Source organism: Bradyrhizobium sp. CCBAU 11386 (genome assembly GCF_028128955.1).
Classification (GTDB): Bacteria; Pseudomonadota; Alphaproteobacteria; order Rhizobiales; family Xanthobacteraceae; genus Bradyrhizobium.
In genome coordinates this window covers 22,317-39,274 of record NZ_LBKA01000245.1, presented here as the reverse complement: position 1 = coordinate 39,274, position 16,958 = coordinate 22,317, and the positions used below count along the sequence as shown (strand labels likewise).

At 63.6% G+C, this 16,958-nt stretch carries 14 protein-coding genes and 1 tRNA gene; 8 read left to right on the top strand and 7 right to left on the bottom strand.

Going from position 1 to position 16,958, the window contains the following annotated elements; genetic code table 11:
• Positions 1-200 precede the first annotated feature (200 nt).
• Positions 201-1,241, bottom strand: coding sequence for a GTPase ObgE (gene obgE, locus XI09_RS29055; protein ID WP_271569886.1), 1,041 nt, complete (start codon positions 1,239-1,241; stop codon positions 201-203).
• Positions 1,242-1,355: 114 nt separating this feature from the next.
• Positions 1,356-1,835, bottom strand: a complete 480-nt coding sequence (locus tag XI09_RS29050) for a MaoC family dehydratase (RefSeq protein ID WP_271569885.1) — start codon at positions 1,833-1,835, stop codon at positions 1,356-1,358.
• A 267-nt stretch (positions 1,836-2,102) separates the two neighbouring features.
• On the opposite strand from XI09_RS29050, the gene XI09_RS29045 reads away from it, so the two are divergent.
• Positions 2,103-3,017, top strand: a complete 915-nt coding sequence (locus XI09_RS29045; RefSeq protein WP_271569884.1) for a DMT family transporter — start codon at positions 2,103-2,105, stop codon at positions 3,015-3,017.
• A 180-nt stretch (positions 3,018-3,197) separates the two neighbouring features.
• Here the strand turns inward: XI09_RS29045 and XI09_RS29040 are convergent, their stop codons facing one another.
• The 3 genes from XI09_RS29040 to rplU all read right to left on the bottom strand — a co-directional run bounded on the left by XI09_RS29040 (position 3,198) and on the right by rplU (position 4,675).
• A complete protein-coding gene (locus XI09_RS29040; RefSeq protein ID WP_271569883.1) occupies positions 3,198-3,791 on the bottom strand; it encodes a GNAT family N-acetyltransferase in 594 nt (197 codons plus the stop codon).
• Positions 3,792-3,918: 127 nt separating this feature from the next.
• A complete protein-coding gene (gene rpmA, locus XI09_RS29035; RefSeq protein WP_011083253.1) occupies positions 3,919-4,188 on the bottom strand; it encodes a 50S ribosomal protein L27 in 270 nt (89 codons plus the stop codon).
• Between the two features lie 97 nt (positions 4,189-4,285).
• Positions 4,286-4,675 carry a 50S ribosomal protein L21 gene (gene rplU / locus XI09_RS29030; RefSeq protein ID WP_271569882.1) on the bottom strand — a complete coding sequence of 130 codons (390 nt, stop codon included), beginning with the start codon at positions 4,673-4,675 and terminating at the stop codon, positions 4,286-4,288.
• A 329-nt stretch (positions 4,676-5,004) separates the two neighbouring features.
• Between rplU and XI09_RS29025 the strand changes: the two genes are divergently transcribed.
• Complete coding sequence (locus tag XI09_RS29025; RefSeq protein ID WP_271569881.1) at positions 5,005-6,129, top strand: ROK family protein; 1,125 nt, start codon at positions 5,005-5,007, stop codon at positions 6,127-6,129.
• Positions 6,130-6,302: 173 nt separating this feature from the next.
• Here XI09_RS29025 and XI09_RS29020 read toward each other — a convergent pair whose 3' ends face one another.
• Positions 6,303-7,166, bottom strand: coding sequence for an alpha/beta fold hydrolase (locus tag XI09_RS29020; RefSeq protein WP_271569880.1), 864 nt, complete (start codon positions 7,164-7,166; stop codon positions 6,303-6,305).
• 134 nt (positions 7,167-7,300) lie between these two features.
• On the opposite strand from XI09_RS29020, the gene XI09_RS29015 reads away from it, so the two are divergent.
• Positions 7,301-7,390: transfer RNA gene (locus XI09_RS29015), tRNA-Ser, on the top strand.
• Positions 7,391-7,514: 124 nt separating this feature from the next.
• Here XI09_RS29015 and XI09_RS29010 read toward each other — a convergent pair.
• Positions 7,515-8,411 (bottom strand): LysR family transcriptional regulator, encoded by an 897-nt coding sequence (locus tag XI09_RS29010; protein WP_271569965.1) that lies wholly within the window; start codon positions 8,409-8,411, stop codon positions 7,515-7,517.
• Positions 8,412-8,547: 136 nt separating this feature from the next.
• Here XI09_RS29010 and XI09_RS29005 point away from each other — a divergent pair, with 136 nt between their 5' ends.
• The 5 genes from XI09_RS29005 to XI09_RS28985 all read left to right on the top strand — a co-directional run bounded on the left by XI09_RS29005 (position 8,548) and on the right by XI09_RS28985 (position 16,904).
• Positions 8,548-9,927, top strand: a complete 1,380-nt coding sequence (locus XI09_RS29005; protein WP_271569879.1) for an MFS transporter — start codon at positions 8,548-8,550, stop codon at positions 9,925-9,927.
• Between the two features lie 20 nt (positions 9,928-9,947).
• On the top strand, positions 9,948-11,648 hold the full coding sequence (locus XI09_RS29000; RefSeq protein ID WP_271569878.1) for an FAD-dependent oxidoreductase: 1,701 nt from the start codon (positions 9,948-9,950) through the stop codon (positions 11,646-11,648).
• Positions 11,649-11,688: 40 nt separating this feature from the next.
• The gene (locus tag XI09_RS28995) at positions 11,689-13,410 is read left to right on the top strand and encodes an alpha/beta hydrolase family protein (RefSeq protein ID WP_271569877.1); all 1,722 of its coding nucleotides are present in this window, start codon (positions 11,689-11,691) and stop codon (positions 13,408-13,410) included.
• Positions 13,411-13,460: 50 nt separating this feature from the next.
• Entirely contained in the window at positions 13,461-15,194 is a 1,734-nt protein-coding gene (locus XI09_RS28990; RefSeq protein WP_271569876.1) for a thiamine pyrophosphate-requiring protein, read from the top strand.
• Positions 15,195-15,263: 69 nt separating this feature from the next.
• Complete coding sequence (locus XI09_RS28985; protein WP_271569875.1) at positions 15,264-16,904, top strand: FAD-dependent oxidoreductase; 1,641 nt, start codon at positions 15,264-15,266, stop codon at positions 16,902-16,904.
• Positions 16,905-16,958 lie beyond the last annotated feature (54 nt).

Here is a 16,958-nt window from a genome sequence, read left to right as displayed (position 1 = left end):
CGCTATTAGAGCGCCGGTGACAATACTGGCAGTGTTGCGCGCTTCTGCGACCTTACATTCCAATGTCGTCCCGGCGAAGGCCGGGACCCATACTCCTCAGAAGGAGTTATGGCGCAAAATGGCAATGACCAATCTTCGCCAAATCGCGTTCGGTGGTTATGGGTCCCGACCTTCGCCGGGACGACGTTGCGGAGAGAGTTTTAGGCCGACCACGGCTCCGCTTCGGCGGCGCTCTTCGCCTTGGCGGACACCGGGGCCTCGCCGATCACCGCGACGAGCGCGCGCAAGGCTTCCTTCACGCCCTCTCCGGTGACGCCGGAGAGCAGCAGCGGCGTCTTCTTGGCGGCGCGCTTCAGCCGGTCCCTCTGCTTCTTCAATTCATCCGGCTCGACCGCGTCGATCTTGTTCAGCGCCACGATCTCGATCTTGTCGGTGAGCAGCCCGCCATAGGCGTTGAGCTCTGTGCGCACGGTCTTGTAGGCCTTGCCGGCGTGTTCGCAGGTCGCATCGACGAGATGCAAGAGCACGCGGCAGCGTTCGACATGGCCGAGGAAGCGGTCGCCGAGGCCCGCGCCTTCATGCGCGCCCTCGATGAGACCGGGGATGTCGGCCAGCACGAATTCGCGGCCGTCGGAATTCACGACGCCGAGCTGCGGATGCAGCGTGGTGAAGGGATAGTCGGCAATCTTCGGCTTGGCCGCGCTGACCTTGGACAGGAGGGTGGACTTGCCGGCATTGGGCAGGCCGACGAGGCCGGCGTCCGCGATCAGCTTCAGCCGCAGCCAGATCCAGCGCTCCTCGCCGGGCTGGCCGGGATTGGCGTTGCGCGGCGCGCGGTTGGTCGAGGATTTGAAATGCGCGTTGCCGAAGCCGCCATTGCCGCCCTCGGCCAGCACGAACTTCTCGCCGACATTGGTGAAGTCGTGGATCAGCGTCTCGCGGTCTTCATCAAAGATCTGCGTGCCCATCGGCACCTTCAGCACGATGTTCTTGCCGTTGGCGCCGTGACGGTCCGAGCCTGCGCCATTCTCGCCCTTCTGGGCCTTGAAATGCTGCTGGTAGCGGTAGTCGATCAGCGTGTTCAGCCCGTCGGCGACCTCGATGATGACATTGCCGCCGCGACCGCCATTGCCGCCGGAGGGGCCGCCGAATTCGATGAACTTCTCGCGGCGGAACGCCACGCAGCCGTTCCCACCGTCACCGGAGCGGATATAGACCTTTGCTTCGTCGAGGAATTTCATGGGCCATAGGTAGGCCAGCCGGTCCTCCGCGGCAACCCGGACTGACCCGCAAACCGGCCGAAATTCCGCGAATTTCGCCCCTTGCTTAACCCCAAGGTGACTTCCAAGACGACTTCAGAGGGGCCGGCGCCGGATCAGGAATTTCTGCGTGCCATCCAGCACCAGCTCCTTGCGCTGGTTGAACACGGTGCTTTTGAGCGTCACCACGCCGGTCGAGCGTCCCGGCATCAGCTCCGTGACCTCGAGCGCGGGGTAGATGGTGTCGTCGGCGAACACGGGTTTGAGGAACCGGCTCGATTGCTCGAGGAAGCCGACCAGGGACTCCTCGACCATGAACGGAAACAGGCCGGCCCCGGGCGCGGTGTGGATCAAGGTCTGAAAACCGTGGGCGAGCAGATGCGGCATGCCGCGGCTGCGGCAATATTCCACGTCGTAATGCACGGGATGGGTGTCGCCGCTCGCGGTCTGGAACGCCGCGAACACCGCCGACGTCTGGGTCCGGCTCGGCAGCACGAAGCGTTCGCCGACGACGAAATCCTCAAACCAGCGTTGCGTGGGGATCATGCGGTGCCGGGCTGGATCGAAGTCGGTCATGTCAAAGCTCTCTTTGTCGGTGAGGCGCCTATCGCTACCGCGACGCGAAGAGTGCGACAATCCGTTCAATTCGGCGGTGGTGGGCTTGTCCTGGTCGCCCACGTCATTAAAACGACCGCAAGCGGCACTAGTCGCGGTTTTCCGACGCTCTCTCCGCTCGTCATTGCGAGCGAAGCGAAGCAATCCAGACTGTCTCCGAGGAAGCAGCCTGGATTGCTTCGTCGCAAGAGCTCCTCGCAATGACGGGTTTGCCACGACGCGACAGCGATGCCCTTCTTCAAGAATCTCTCCGCCTATGACGACCGATCGGCGCGGCTGGCCGGCATTGCACTCATGGTGCTGTCGATCTTCATGTTCTCGTTCGGCGACGCCATGGGCAAGTTCCTGGTCGGGACTTATTCGGTGGGGCAGTTGCTGTTTCTGCGCGCCTGCGCGGCGCTGTTGCTGCTGTCGCCGCTGATCTGGCGGCAGCGTCACCAGTTCCTGCATCTGGAGCGGCCGCGCTTGCAGCTGTTTCGCGTCGTGCTGTCGACGCTGGAAGTGGCCGCCTTCTTCCTTGCGACGGTCTATCTGCCGCTCGCCGACGTCATCACGTACTATCTCGCCGGCCCCATCTTCGTCACCGCGATGTCGGCGATCTTCCTGGGGGAGAAGGTCGGCTGGCGGCGCTGGACGGCGATCTTGATCGGTTTCTGCGGCGTCGTGATCGCGCTGCGGCCGTCGGCGCAGACCGTCAGCCTGCCGGCGCTGATCGCACTCGGCGGCAGCCTGTCCTTTGCGACGTTGATGCTGATCACGCGCAGCCTGCGCAAGACCCCCGACATCGTGATGGCGTCCTCGCAATTCGTCGGCACGTTTTCGCTGGGTGCGGTGCTGTCGGCATTCCACTGGGTGCCGCCGACATCAGGCAGCCTCGTCATCTTCGCGCTGGCCGGATGCATCTCGGTGACGGCGCTGTTCTGCGTCAACCGGTCCCTCAAACTCGCGCCGGCCAGCGTCGTCGTGCCCTATCAATATTCGATGATCGTCTGGGCCGTGATCTTCGGCTTCGTCGTGTTCGGCGACGTGCCGTCGATTGCAACGATCGTCGGCGCCGCCGTCATCATCGGCGCCGGGTTCTATATCTATCTGCGTGAGCGGGATCTGGGACGCGGCGACACGCAGGTGAATCCGCCTGTTTGATAGCAGCCGAATAAATTCGGTCGTCGTCCCGGACAAGCGGAGCGCAGATCCGGGACCCATACCCACAGGGAGGTGTTTGGCGAAGACTCGGAGTGGGAGCTTCGCGCAACACTGCTCCCTGTGGTTATGGGTCCCGGCCTTCGCCGGGACGACAGTGGCGATTGTGGCGCGGCCTGCGCCCTACCTCATCCGCCTCGCGCTGCTCCAGCTCTTCAGCGACGCCCACACGCCGCGCGACAGGCGGAAGCAGTCGACGGGCGTGGAGGAGCCCAGCGCCAGGAAGCGGTGCAGCTGGACGCCGCTCCACTGGAAGCCGCACTTCTCCAGCACCTTGCGCGAGGCGGGGTTGGTGACGCGCGCGCCGGCATAGAGGTAGTCGTCCTCGAACTCCTCGAAGAAGAAGTCGATCGCGCCGCGCGCGGCCTCGGTAGCGAAGCCGTGGCCCCAATGCTCGACGCCGAGCCAGTAGCCGAGCTCGGCATTGTCGGGCTTCGAGCAGTCGATCCCGACCATGCCGACCGGCCCGCTATCGTGCTCGATCAGGAACACGGTCTCGCTGCCGATCTCGGCGGTGGCACGGACGAATTCGACGGCGTCGTCCTGCGAATAGGGATGCGGCAGGCGGCGGGTATTTTCCGCGACACGCCGGTCGTTGGCGAGGTGGGCGATGGTCCTGACATCGGCAAGTGTCGGGCGCCGCAAGGTCAGCCGTTCGGTGGCGACGACGCTCGGTCTCGCCTCCCGCAAGGTGGTGCTCGAAAAATCCTGCAACATGTCCGGCTCCGTCGAAGTCACTAAGACAAAACGAAAGGGGAGGCCGGTTTCCCGCCTCCCCTGGAGCCTACTCGTGGACTCCGCCGGTTTGGTCAGGACCCGGCGGACTCCAAATTTGATCCACCGTCTATTCAGCCGCCTCTGCGATCGGGAGTACCGATACGAATGTGCGGCCGTTGGCTTTGGCTTGGAACGTGACGCGACCCTCGATCTTGGCGAACAAAGTGTGGTCCGTGCCCATGCCGACATTAAGGCCGGGATGCCAGGTGGTGCCGCGCTGACGCGCAATGATGTTGCCGGGAATCACAACTTCCCCGCCGAACGCCTTGATGCCGAGGCGCTTGCCCTTTGAATCGCGACCGTTGCGCGATGAACCGCCTGCTTTTTTGTGAGCCATGGCTCGTCTCCGAAATCCTGCTTAGTTCTAGATCAATTCCTTGACGGAATCATTTCACAATTTCTCACGCATCAATTCGTGAATTGGCGTGATCAATTTATGCGGCGGCGTCTTCCTTGGTCGCTTCCTTGGCGACCTTTTCCTTCTTCGGACGCGGCCCCTTGGTGGGCTTGGCGTTGTCCGTCAGGATCTCGCTGACGCGCAGCACCGTGATCTCGTCGCGGTAGCCACGCTTGCGGCGCGAATTCTTGCGGCGGCGCTTCTTGAACGCGATGACCTTGGGGCCGCGCTTGTGGTCGAGCACCTCGACCGCCACGGACGCACCGGCCACCGTGGGCAGACCCAGGATCGGCGTGTCGCCGCCGACCACCAGAACTTCAGTCAGTTGCACGATCGAGCCAACTTCGCCTTCGATCTTGCCTACTTCCAAGACATCATCCGGAGCGACGCGGTACTGCCGGCCGCCGGTTTTGATGACTGCGAACATCGTTGCTTTCCTTCGTGTTCAATCCCGGCCTCGCGACAGTCTGTCGGGGCCGGCTTTTTGTCAGTCGCTATGGGTTTATGCGAGTTTTGTGCGGGCGGGAGTTATCCCTTTGAAAACCCACGCAAAAACAAGCGGCGCGAGAAACGCCCCGCGCCGGGTGTGGGACTTATAGCCGCCGGACGCCGCAAGTCAAGGAAAACCACCGAAAAAGGCCCGGATTTGAAGGATTTGGCCGCCCGCCCGCCCGTCAGCCGATTCTCCCCCGGCGTTGCAACCAACGGGTTCCCGCGCCGTTGTCCCCAGGATTTCGCTAGCGGGCAAGGGCACCCATGGCAACGGACGAACTGGTCGCGACGACGGGCATTGCGCAGCACGGCGCGAGCCGCCTGCCGTCGGTGGATGTCGACAGTTTCAACATCGAGATCAAGGACGAGGACGGTTTTCTCGGCGACCGCGCCAGCAAGGGCGCGTTCCGCGAGATCCTCGACCGCTGGCGCGAGCCGCTGCGCAAGACCGGCGAGGATCCGTTCGGCAAGGAGCCCTCGGACCAGATCAGCAAGAAGACGCTGGATGCGATCCTGATCGGCGACGACACCGAGGCCTCGGCGCTGGTCCACAGCGCGATCGAGGATTTCGCCCAGGAGCTTGCCCAAGTCACGCGCCGCTTCCTCAAGACCAAGGCCTGGGCCAAGACCGAACGCATCATCGTCGGCGGCGGATTTCGTGATTCCAGGCTCGGCGAGCTCGCGATTGCGCGCACCGAGATCATCCTGAAATCCGAGGACTTCAAGATCGACATGCAGCCGATCCGCCATCATCCTGATGAAGCCGGCCTGATCGGTGCGCTGCATCTGGCGCCATCATGGATCTTCGAGGCTCATGACAGCATCCTCGCCGTCGATATCGGCGGCACCAACATCCGCTGCGGCCTGGTGGAGACGAGCTGGAAAAAGGCAAAAGACCTGTCGAAGGCCAAGGTGGTGAAATCCGAGCTGTGGCGTCATGCCGATGACGAGCCGACGCGCGAAGGCGCGGTGAAGCGGCTCACCAAGATGCTGAAAGGGCTGATCACCGAGGCCGAGACCGAAGGCTTCAAGCTCGCGCCCTTCATCGGCATCGCCTGTCCCGGCGTGATCAACCCAGACGGCTCGATCGAGAAGGGTGCGCAGAACCTGCCGGGCAATTGGGAGAGCAGCAAGTTCAACCTGCCGGCGAGCCTGAGCGAGGGCATCCCCGAGATCGGCGAGCACGACACCGCGATCCTGATGCACAATGACGGCGTGGTTCAGGGCCTCTCCGAGGTGCCGTTCATGCAGGACGTCGAGCGCTGGGGCGTGCTCACCATCGGCACGGGCCTCGGCAATGCGCGCTTCACCAACCGCCGCAAGGACAATGGGAAAGACCGTGATTCTACCGAGAATGGGAAGAAAAAGGCTAAGTCTGACAAGGAGTAACCTTGACTGGTTAGGTTAAGGGACGGATTGCGTTGCGGTGCATGGGGTACACGCTACGGTCGAATTGTCGCCTCACCTGGCCGGCGAAGCCGCCCTTCCCGGTCAGTATTTCAATGAGCGGCACGGGACCGCCAGTGTTTACCGCGTCTGGCGGTCCCACCCCTTACTCGCACTCAACTCCAGCCGACGCGCTGAAAGAACGCCGCGATCTCCGCGGCCGCGTGGTCAGGGTTTTCTCGATGCGGGAAGTGGCCGGCGCCGGGAAACATCGCGAGATCGAGCGCGCTGAAGGTCTCGCCGAGCCGGTCGGTCCACGCATAGGGAAACAGCGGATCGTGCTCGGCCCAGCGCACGCAGGTCGGCACATCGATCGGCGGCAGCTGTGGGGCTTCGCCCTTCATCATCGCGACACGCCCGGCATGCGAGGCGCGATAATGCGCAAAGCCGCCGGCAAGGTTGCCCTTCCTAGCGAAATTGTCGACGAAAGCGTGGAGGACGTCGTCGAAGGCGTCTTTTCGATGCGCCCAGCCCTTCAGGAAGTGGCTGATATAGAGCCGGCAGCTCTCGGGGCTCGCGCCGACGAGCGCGGGCGCCATCTCCATCTGGTGGAAGGACTGGTACCAGATGTGGTTGAGCCTATCAGGCGCCGCCATGCGCGGTCCGATGCCGGGATAGACGAAATCGAAGAAGAAGAGACCAGCGAGCCGCTCCGGCGCCCGCCGCGCCAATGGCTGCATCACGGCGCCGCCGACATCATGGCCGACGACCCCGAATCGCGCGATGCCGAGCCCCTCCATCAGCGCCAGCATGTCGGCGGCATGGCCATCCGGCCCGTAAGGCCCGTCAGGCTTGTCGCTGTCGCCGAAGCCGCGCAGATCGGGCGCGATCAGCGTGAAGCGATCGGCCAGCCGGGCCATCACCGGCTCCCAGGTCAGCCAGAATTCCGGCCAACCATGCAGCAAAAGCAGCGGTTTGCCGTAGCCGGCGCGGACCAGGTGGAAATCGGCGCCATTGGCCTTGATCGTCAGATGCTCCACAGCGGTTCCTCCCGGGCTGAAGGACGGGGGTGAAAGAGGCAGCGGATTTTCCCCTTTCGCGCCTTGTCTGGCCAGCCATCCTCGCCTATTAACGCCCCCAACCACAGGGGCCCTGCTCCTATATGGCGCCTTCAGGAGAGGTGGCAGAGTGGTTGAATGCACCGCACTCGAAATGCGGCATAGGTGCAAGCCTATCGGGGGTTCGAATCCCTCCCTCTCCGCCATATCAAAACGGCTTCGAAAAAGCCCCGCGCGCGACTTTCCAGGATTCGACGACACTTCGCGGACCCAGGTATGAATCGGCTCCGAACTGAGCCCTGCGGCCTGTGACTCTCGATCGATTGGCAGCTATCTCGTCGACATGGCGTGCTTGGCGATCTCGAAAAAGCGTTCCGCTGCGGGCGAGAGTGCAAAATCGGCTCGGCTCAAGAGAGAGACATGCCGGTTGACGGTCGGTTGGCTGAGTGGAACGGCTGCAAGCGTCGGAAACTGCGCACTCGGCAGCATGTGCGCCGGAAGGATGCTGATTCCGGCGCCTTCTGCGGTCAGCGCCAGGGCTGTCGTGATCAGCGAGACTTCGAGAGCCGGCTTCAATTCCTGTCCCGTCGACGCGAGCGCCTCGTCGATCTGGGTCCGGATCCGTGTTCCACGACGCATCGCGATCAGGTCTGAAGCTGCGATATCTTCCCAGGTCAGGCGCCGACGTTTCTCGAACCGGCCGTCTTTGACACCGATCGCCGAAAGCGGGCTTTGCATCAGCGTCTCAATCCGCGCCTCCGACCGACCGTCGTCCTCGAAGCTGCCGATCCCGAATTCCGCGTGGCCGGCAGTGACGAACGACAGCAGTTCATCGGGGGCGACATCGAAAAGGTCGATCTTCACCTCGGGATAACGCGACCGGTATCGCGCCAGGATGCGCGGGAGCAGCGCCGACGCTACTCCTGCGGAGACCGCCACGGCGATCCGTCCGCCTCTTAACTCGACCAGGTCGCGCATGTGCTGCGACAGCCCTCGGGCGCCCGACAGGATCCGCTCCGCGGCTGGAACAGCTTCCTTGCAGGCCGCCGTCGGGTGCAGCGCGCGCGTCGTCCGGTCGAACAGCTTGAGCTGAAAGTTCTCCTCGATCTGCCGGATCAGCAGGCTAATCGCCGACTGCGTCACGCGCAGCTCGGCTGCCGCCTTCGTGATGCTGCCGAGGCGATAGACCAGGACCAGAGCCTCGAGCTGCCGCATGGTTGGATTCATAAGATAACCTTGTGAATCGATGAAAATTTTGTGGCTAATCGAAAGAGTTCGGGCATGCAAGATAATTCTGACCGGCGCCGCTGTCGGCGGGGCGACCCGTCGGTCGGACAACGAGAAGAAGCACGGGGAGGGAGATTTGGCGCAGGTCATCAATATTGGCCGTTTCATCGACGACCGTCCGGTTTCGGCATTCCAGATTCGTGTCATCTGCCTGTGCGCGCTCGTCGTGGGGCTGGACGGCTTCGACGCCCAGGCGCTCGGCTTCGTCGCGCCGGCGCTCAGCAAGGACCTGCATCTGGCGCCCGGCGCGCTGGGACCCGTGTTCGGTGCGTCGCTGTTCGGCGTGATGATCGGTTCGCTGCTGTTGGGCGCGCTCGCCGATTATTTTGGTCGCAAATGGCTGGTGATCGCCGGTGTCCTCCTGTTTGCGCTGGGATCGTTGGCAACCAGCCAAGCTACGAGTGTTTCCGACCTCGTGATGCTGCGCTTCGTGACTGGCCTCGGCCTCGGCGGCGTCCTGCCCAACACGATCGCGCTGACCGGCGAGTATTCACCGCAACGCCGCCGGACGTTGTTGATCATGCTGATGTTCATGACAGTCTCGCTGGGCTCCGCAATCGGCGGCTCGGTCGCGGCGAAGCTGATCACGGCCTATGGCTGGCAGGTCATCTTCGTGATCGGCGGCATCCTTCCGCTCATTCTGTGCCCGATCCTGATCGTCTGGCTCCCGGAATCGCTGTCGCTGCTCGCGCTCGATGAACGAAAGAGCGGCAGCGTCCGCGCGCTCCTGGCGCGGATCGATCCCTCGGTAGCCTTTGCGGCGGATGCGCGCTTCGTCATTGCCGAGGAAAGCGGCAAGGGCTTCCTGTTGCCGCAGCTCTTCACCAACCGTCGGCTCGTGCCGACGCTGCTCCTGTGGGTCATGTTCTTCATGAACATGCTCGACATCTACTTCCTCAACAGCTGGCTGCCGACGCTGACGCATGGCGTCGGGCTCGATTTGCAGGAGGCAATAGCAGTCGGCGTTGCTTTTCAGTTCGGCGGAATTCTCGGTACGGTCGGGCTCGGATTGCTGATCGAGCGGCTCGGCTTCCATCGCGTCTTGTTCCTGACCTATGTCGCCGGCTTCGCCTCGATCGTCACCATCGGCCTTGCCGGAAGCATGCTGCCGATCCTCGTGCCGGCGGTCTTCGTCGCCGGAGTTGCGGTGATCGGCGGCCAGATCGGCTGCAATGCCTATGCGGCTCGCCTCTACCCGACCTACATCCGCGCCACCGGACTCGGCTGGGCGCTCGGCATCGGCCGTTTCGGTTCGATCCTCGGCGTTACCGTCGGCGGACTGATGCTCGCGGCGCAATGGAGCATCCCATCGCTCTTCCAGGTGAGCGCGGTGCCGCAGCTCTGCTCGGCTCTGGTGATCCTTGGCCTAGCCTTCCTGAGCATGCGTCGCGGCCGCGCGCCGAGCAGCGAGACACAGCATGACGCGCTTTCGGTACCCGAGCGCGCCGGAGCCTAGAACAAGCCAGAGAAGATGACATGAAAAGCATCCAGACCCAGGTCCTCATCGTCGGCGCTGGGCCGGTTGGATTGACCGCCGCCATGGATCTCGCCTCCCGCGGCATCGACGTCGTCGTGGTCGAGATCCGCCGCGCCGGTGAACCCCCGAACGTGAAATGCAATCACGTCTCCGCGCGCTCGATGGAGGTGTTCCGCCGTCTCGGCATCGTCCGCGAGGTTCGGGAAGGCGGACTGCCTGCCGACTTTCCGAATGACTGCGCCTACCGTACAGCCGTCGTCGGGCGCGAACTGACGCGCATCCCGATTCCCTGCCGGGCGGATCGCTACACGGCGACCGGAGGACCGGACACCGAGTGGCCGACGCCCGAGCCGCCGCACCGGATCAACCAGATCTATCTCGAGCCGATCCTGTTTGCCTGCGCCGAGGCGCGGCCCGGCATCAGGATTCTCAATCGCGTCCAGGTCGAGCATTTCGATCAACAGGGAGACGGCGTGATCGCGCGTGCCCGCGATCTCGACACCAACCAGGACATCGCCATTGCCGCCGATTATGTGATCGGCTGTGACGGCGGCCGTTCCACGGTGCGCAGGTTGATCGGTTCGCGCCTTGCCGGCACCGATGTCGTGCAGCGCGTGCAGTCCACTTATATCCATGCCCCGGCGCTGAAGGACCTGATCACCCAGAAGCCGGCCTGGATGACCATGTCGCTCAATCCGCGCCGCTGCGGCACCACCGTCTCCATCGACGGCCGCGACAACTGGCTGATCCATAATCACCTCGCGCCCGAAGAAATCGAGTTCGACAGCGTCGATCGCGATTGGGCGCTCCGCACCATTCTCGGCGTGGACGATCGGTTTGAATATGAGATCGTCAGCAAGGAGGACTGGGTCGGGCGCCGCCTGGTGGCCGATCGCTTCCGCGGCGGCCGTGCATTCATCTGTGGCGACGCCGCGCATCTGTGGATTCCCTATGCCGGCTACGGCATGAACGCCGGCATCGCGGATGCCGTCGACCTCTGCTGGATCCTGGCCGGCGTCCTGCAAGGATGGGCGCACCCCGCGCTGCTCGATGCCTACGAGGCCGAGCGCCAGCCGATCACCGAGCAGGTGTCGCATTTTGCCATGAACCACGCCCTGGCCGTCATGGGTCAGAGGCGCGCCGTGCCGGCCGAGGTCGAACTCGATGGTCCGGCCGGCGATGCCGTACGCAGCAAGGTCGGGCAGGCCGCCTACGATCTTAACGTCCAGCAATATTGCTGCGCCGGGCTGAACTTCGGCTACTATTACGACCACTCGCCGATCATCGCCTATGACGGCGAGGCGCCGCCGCCCTACAGCATGGGCAGCTTTACGGCCTCGACCGTACCCGGTGCCCGCGCGCCGCACGTCTGGCTGTCCGATGGCCGCTCGTTGCTCGACGCGCTGGGACCTGCCTACACGCTGGTTCGCTTCGATCCCGCGGTCGATGCGGCACCGCTGGTCGACGCGGCCGCCCGCTCGGCCGTTCCCTTGACGCTGCTCGATGTCGATCGAGCCAGGGCCAACTACGGCTTTGCCGAGACTCTGCTGATGGTGCGACCGGATTCTCACATCGCCTGGCGTGGCCAGGCCGCGCCGCGTGAGCCTGACCGGCTGTTCGAGCGGTTGCGCGGAGCCGGCTCCAAGCCGACCAGCAGCGACCACGATTCCATCAGAAAAGCCAGTGCTCACGCCGTTTGACTACGCGCCGCGCCTTTTCTTGTCTTTAAGGGGGGACTCAATGCCTAAAGCAACGATGGCTGCAATAGGAGCCGTTCTTATCTTGCTGGGTGGGATGTTGGCGCATTTCACACAGACGACCAATGGCATTCGTATCGAAGACGTGCGTTTCAAGGGCGCCGCGGGAAATACCCTGAGCGCTCTCGTCTATATTCCGCGGAATGCAAGCGAAAGCAGCCCCGCACCCGGGATCCTAGCGGTCCACGGTTATCTCAACTCCCGCGAGACGCAGGACGGTTTTGCGATCGAATTCGCCAGGCGCGGCTACGTCGTCGTTGCACTGGACCAGACCGGTCACGGCTACAGTGATCCGCCCGCTATCGCACACGGATTCGGCGGTCCCGATGGCCTGGCCTATCTGCGTAGCCTGCCCTTTGTCGACAAGGCCAACATCGGCCTTGAAGGGCATTCCATGGGCGGCTGGACGGTTCTTGCCGCGGCTGCAGCGATGCCGGACGCTTACAAATCAATCGTGCTGGAGGGCTCGTCTACCGGGAAGCCCTTTGCAGCCGAAGGAACGCCCTCCTGGCCGCGTAACCTCGCTGTGGTCTTCTCCCAATATGACGAGTTCTCTCAGATCATGTGGGGTAGCGAGTATGCCAGGAATGTCCCTCAGTCGGCAAAGCTTGGCGCCGTGTTCGGTGCTACGGGACCCATCGAGCCCGGCAAGACTTACGGTGACATCAGCAAAGGTACAGCGCGGGTTCTTTATACGCCGGCAATTACGCATCCGGCCGATCACTTCTCGCACGAAGCGATAGGCGACAGCCTCGATTGGTTTGGCAGAACATTGGCAGGCGGCACACCTTTGCCGTCCACCGATCAGATCTGGCTCCGCAAGGAGATCGGCACGTCGGTCGCTCTCATAGGGTTCCTTGTTTTTCTGCTCGGTGCGTTCGACCTGCTGCTGACGTGGGCAGCGTTTGCGCCGCTTCGGATCGAGCCGGCCCGGTCTGGTGCGACGAGTGCCTCTTTGCCAAAGGGCAGGCGTTGGTGGGTCGCCTTCTTGATCTCGGCGTTGTTGCCTGCGGTAACTTACTATCCTGCCTTTGCCATTGGAAATGCGTGGCTGCCGGCATCGCGTTTCCTCCCGCAGGTTTTTACAACCAACATCATGACCTGGGCGCTCATCAACACCGTGATTACGCTGGCACTGCTCCCTTTCGTGCCCAGTCATACCAGTCGCAAAGGGGTTGCGGGACAGGCCGTCTTGATCGCGCTTGCGACCATAGCGATCGGCTTTGTGTCGGTTTGGCTCGCCGACCTTCTGTTCAAGATCGACTTTCGCTTCTGGGTCGTTGCACTTAAATTGCCTAGCGCGACGCAATTCATGATCATGCTGATCTATCTTGTTCCGTTCACGCTCTTCTTTATTGTTGCGCTACGCGCACTGCATGGCAATTTCAGCCGCCTCGATGCGCCGGCGCTCGGCCACTATGCTACGACGGTCCTGGTACTCTCGCTGGGGTTTGTCGTTCTTATCGGCGGCCAATATCTGGCGATGTGGCTTGGTGGGAAGCTGATAAATCCGTTCCCAGCCTCACCGGTCGTGCCGCTGTCAACCATCATTGGCATTCAGTTCATTCCGCTCCTTGCGGCCGTCGCGGTGATCTCGACCTTCACCTGGCGACGCACCGGAATGTCTCTGCCTGGCGCGTTAATCTGCGGAGTGCTGGTGACCTGGTACATGGTGGCAGGAACGGCGACACAAGCTGCGGTCTGATTCCGCGGTTGGCTCTGCCGATGACGGCGTCAACCAGAAACTGAGTAGTTATGACAACGTACAGCACCGCGCACTACTTCCTCGAGGCCCTCTTCGATCTCGGGGTCGACTACATCTTTGCCAATCTCGGCACCGACCATGTGTCGTTGATCGAGGAGATCGCGCGCTGGGACAGCGAGGGGCGGCGGCATCCCGAGGTCATCCTGTGTCCCCACGAGGTGGTCGCGGTCCACATGGCGGCCGGCTACGCGCTTGCGACCGGCCGCGGTCAGGCCGTATTCGTCCACGTCGATGCCGGCACCGCCAACGCGTGCATGGCGATCCAGAACCTGTTTCGCTATCGGCTGCCGGGCATGCTGTTTGCCGGCCGGGCTCCGTTCACGCTGCATGGCGAGCTCCAGGGATCGCGCGACACCTATGTGCACTTCGTGCAGGACGGCTTCGATCCAGCGAGCATCGTTCGTCCCTACGTCAAATGGGAATACACGCTTCCTTCGGGCATAGTCGTGAAGGAGGCGCTGGCGCGCGCCGCGGCATTCATGCACAGCGATCCACCGGGCCCCGTCTACATGATGCTGCCGCGCGAAACCCTCGCTGAGACCTGGGACGAGCAGGCGATGCCGGCCTATCCGCCGGCGCGCTTCGGATGCGTGAAGGCGGGCGGCATCGAGCCGGCGCGCGCGCAAGCCATGGCCGAAGCGCTGATGACCGCCGAGAATCCGATCGCGCTGACCGCCTATCTCGGACGAAATGCAGATGCCGTGGCTGTGCTCGCGCGCCTGGCGCTTGCCTGCGGCATCCGTGTCGCCGAGTTCAATCCGGTGACGGTGAACATTCCCCAGGACTCGCCGTGCTCCGCTGGCGCCGATCCAGCCGCGCTGGTGGCCAATGCCGACCTCGGACTGCTCATCGATACCGACGTGCCCTTCGTCCCGCAGGCGGTGAAGCCGGCAGAGGCGTTGCGCTGGATCCAGATCGATATCGATCCGCTGAAGGCGGATATTCCGATGTGGGGTTTTGCCACCGACCTGCGCATCCACGGGGATTCGGCGATCATCCTGCAACAGGTGCTCGAGATCGTCGAAGCGCGAGCCGATGAGGCCTACCGGAGGAAAGTGCGCGACCGGATCGAGAGCTGGCAGCCGTCGCTCGACGCCGGAGAGGCGAGGCGACGATCGGCGGCCGCGCAAAGCGGCCAAGCAGGCGCGATCAATCCGGCATTCCTCTTCGCGCGGCTACAGGCGCTCCTGTCGGAGGACGACATCGTCCTCAATGAAGCGGTCCGCAATGCGCCCATCCTTCAGCAGCAGCTTCGTCGCACGAAGCCTCTGACCTATGTGGGCCTGGCCGGTGGGGGGCTTGGCTTCAGCGGCGGAATGGCGCTTGGCCTCAGGCTGGCGAATCCCGCCCGTCGGGTGGTGCAGATTGTCGGCGACGGCGCTTTCCACTTCGGCGCGCCGGATTCCGTCTATGCCGTGTCTCAGCAGTATCGGCTGCCGATCTTCACCGTCATTCTCGATAACGGCGGCTGGCAGGCCGTGAAGGCATCGGTTCAGCGAGTCTATCCGGATGGCGCTGCGCAGCGGGGTGACGCGTTCCTGTCCAAGCTTCGTACCGATCGTCGGGACGAGCAGCGACACTTCGTCGACATCGCCCGCGCGTTCGGTGCTCATGGCGAAAGAGTCAGTGATCCGGATGGGATTGACGAGGCGATCACTCGCTGTCTCCGCGCAATAGATGCAGAACGCGCTGCTGTCATGCATGTTGATATCGTTCCACTCTAAAGTGAGGCAGCCAAGCGCCGCGCATTGCCCAGCCGGTGTTACAAACGGCTCATGGATGGAGACGAGCATATGAGGACACAAGTCCTGATCGTGGGCGCCGGGCCCGTGGGACTGACCGCGGCAATGGATCTGGCCTCGCGCGGGATCGACGTCGTCGTCGCGGAGATCCGCCATGCCGGCGATCCGCCCAGCGTCAAATGCAATCACGTCTCGGCGCGCTCGATGGAAATCTTCCGCCGGCTCGGCGTCGCCGCAAAGCTGCGCGACGCAGGCCTGCCTGCGGACTTCCCGAACGATTGCTCCTACCGGACCACGGCGACCGGCATCGAACTGTGCCGCATCGACATTCCCTCGCGCGCGCGCCGTTACAGCGCAACCGGCGGCCCGGACACCTGGTGGCCGACGCCCGAGCCGCCGCACCGGATCAACCAGGTCTATCTCGAGCCGATCCTGTTCAGCCATGCCGCCGCGCAACCGCGCATCACCATTCTGGCGCGTACGGAAATCACCGACATCGAACAGGGCGACGGCCATGTGATCGCCCTGGCGCGCGACCTCGACAGCGGCAGCTCGCTTCGCATCGAAGCCAGCTTCGTGATCGGCTGCGACGGCAGCCGTTCCCTGGCTCGCAAATCGATCGGTGCCAGCCTGTCCGGGACGCCGGTGATCCAGCGCGTGCAATCGACTTTCATCGAAGCGCCCCAGCTGAGGGAGTTGATGGGCGCGCACAAGCCGGCCTGGATGGTGCTCTCGCTCAACCCGCGACGCTCGGGCACTACGGTTGCGATCGACGGTCACGACCGCTGGCTGATCCACAACCACCTCAAGCCCGACGAGCCCGAGTTCGATTCGGTCGATCGGGACTGGGCGATCCGCGCCATCCTCGGCGTCGACGAGCGCTTCGAATACCGGGTCCTCAGCAAGGAGGACTGGGTCGGGCGCCGGCTGGTGGCCGATCGTTTCCGCGACCGCAGGGTCTTCATCTGCGGCGACGCCGCGCATCTGTGGATGCCCTATGCCGGCTACGGCATGAATGCGGGCATTGCGGACGCCGTCGATCTCTGTTGGCAACTGGCGGCGCATCTGAACGGGTGGGCGCCGGCTTCGATCCTCGACGCCTATGAAGCGGAGCGTCAGCCCATCACCGAGCAGGTGTCGCGCTTCGCGATGGACCATGCGATGAAGATGATGGCGCAGCGCGGCGGCGTGTCGACGGAGATCGAGGACGACACGCCGCGCGGCCATGCGGCGCGCGCAGCGCTGGCCAAAGCGGCCTACGATCTCAACGTGCAGCAATATTGCTGCGCGGGTCTCAATTTCGGCTACTACTACGATGCCTCGCCGATCATCGCCTATGACGGCGAAACGCCACCGGCTTACGCGATGGGCAGCTTCACGCCCTCCACAGTTCCGGGCGCCCGCGCGCCGCATCTGTTCCTGCGCGACGGACGATCGCTCTATGACGCATTCGGAGCCGGCTACACATTGTTGCGGTTCGACCCGGCGATCGACGTGGCGCGGCTGCAATCCGCCGCAAGGGAGCGCGGCATCCCGCTCGCGCTGGTCGACATCGCGCCAGACGAGGCGAACGGGGCCTATGCCGAGAAGCTGGTGCTGGCGCGGCCCGACCAGCACATCGCCTGGCGCGGGCAGGTCGGTCCCGAGAATCCGCTGGGCTTGCTGGCGCGCATCACCGGCGCTGCGGCGTAAGGCGACTTGAGGCGGACGGTCTGGCGGCGCTGGCCGCCCGGTCGTGGTTCACAA

Bases quoted from the DNA above. Each gene is read 5' to 3' on its own strand.
- XI09_RS28995 (WP_271569877.1), top strand. From the start codon at position 11,689: ATGCCTAAAGCAACGATGGCTGCAATAGGAGCCGTTCTTATCTTGCTG.
- XI09_RS28985 (WP_271569875.1), top strand. From the start codon at position 15,264: ATGAGGACACAAGTCCTGATCGTGGGCGCCGGGCCCGTGGGACTGACC.
- XI09_RS29045 (WP_271569884.1), top strand. From the start codon at position 2,103: ATGCCCTTCTTCAAGAATCTCTCCGCCTATGACGACCGATCGGCGCGG.
- XI09_RS29040 (WP_271569883.1), bottom strand. From the start codon at position 3,791: ATGTTGCAGGATTTTTCGAGCACCACCTTGCGGGAGGCGAGACCGAGC.
- XI09_RS28990 (WP_271569876.1), top strand. From the start codon at position 13,461: ATGACAACGTACAGCACCGCGCACTACTTCCTCGAGGCCCTCTTCGAT.
- XI09_RS29000 (WP_271569878.1), top strand. From the start codon at position 9,948: ATGAAAAGCATCCAGACCCAGGTCCTCATCGTCGGCGCTGGGCCGGTT.
- obgE (WP_271569886.1), bottom strand. From the start codon at position 1,241: ATGAAATTCCTCGACGAAGCAAAGGTCTATATCCGCTCCGGTGACGGT.
- XI09_RS29010 (WP_271569965.1), bottom strand. From the start codon at position 8,411: ATGAATCCAACCATGCGGCAGCTCGAGGCTCTGGTCCTGGTCTATCGC.
- rpmA (WP_011083253.1), bottom strand. From the start codon at position 4,188: ATGGCTCACAAAAAAGCAGGCGGTTCATCGCGCAACGGTCGCGATTCA.
- rplU (WP_271569882.1), bottom strand. From the start codon at position 4,675: ATGTTCGCAGTCATCAAAACCGGCGGCCGGCAGTACCGCGTCGCTCCG.
- XI09_RS29050 (WP_271569885.1), bottom strand. From the start codon at position 1,835: ATGACCGACTTCGATCCAGCCCGGCACCGCATGATCCCCACGCAACGC.
- XI09_RS29025 (WP_271569881.1), top strand. From the start codon at position 5,005: ATGGCAACGGACGAACTGGTCGCGACGACGGGCATTGCGCAGCACGGC.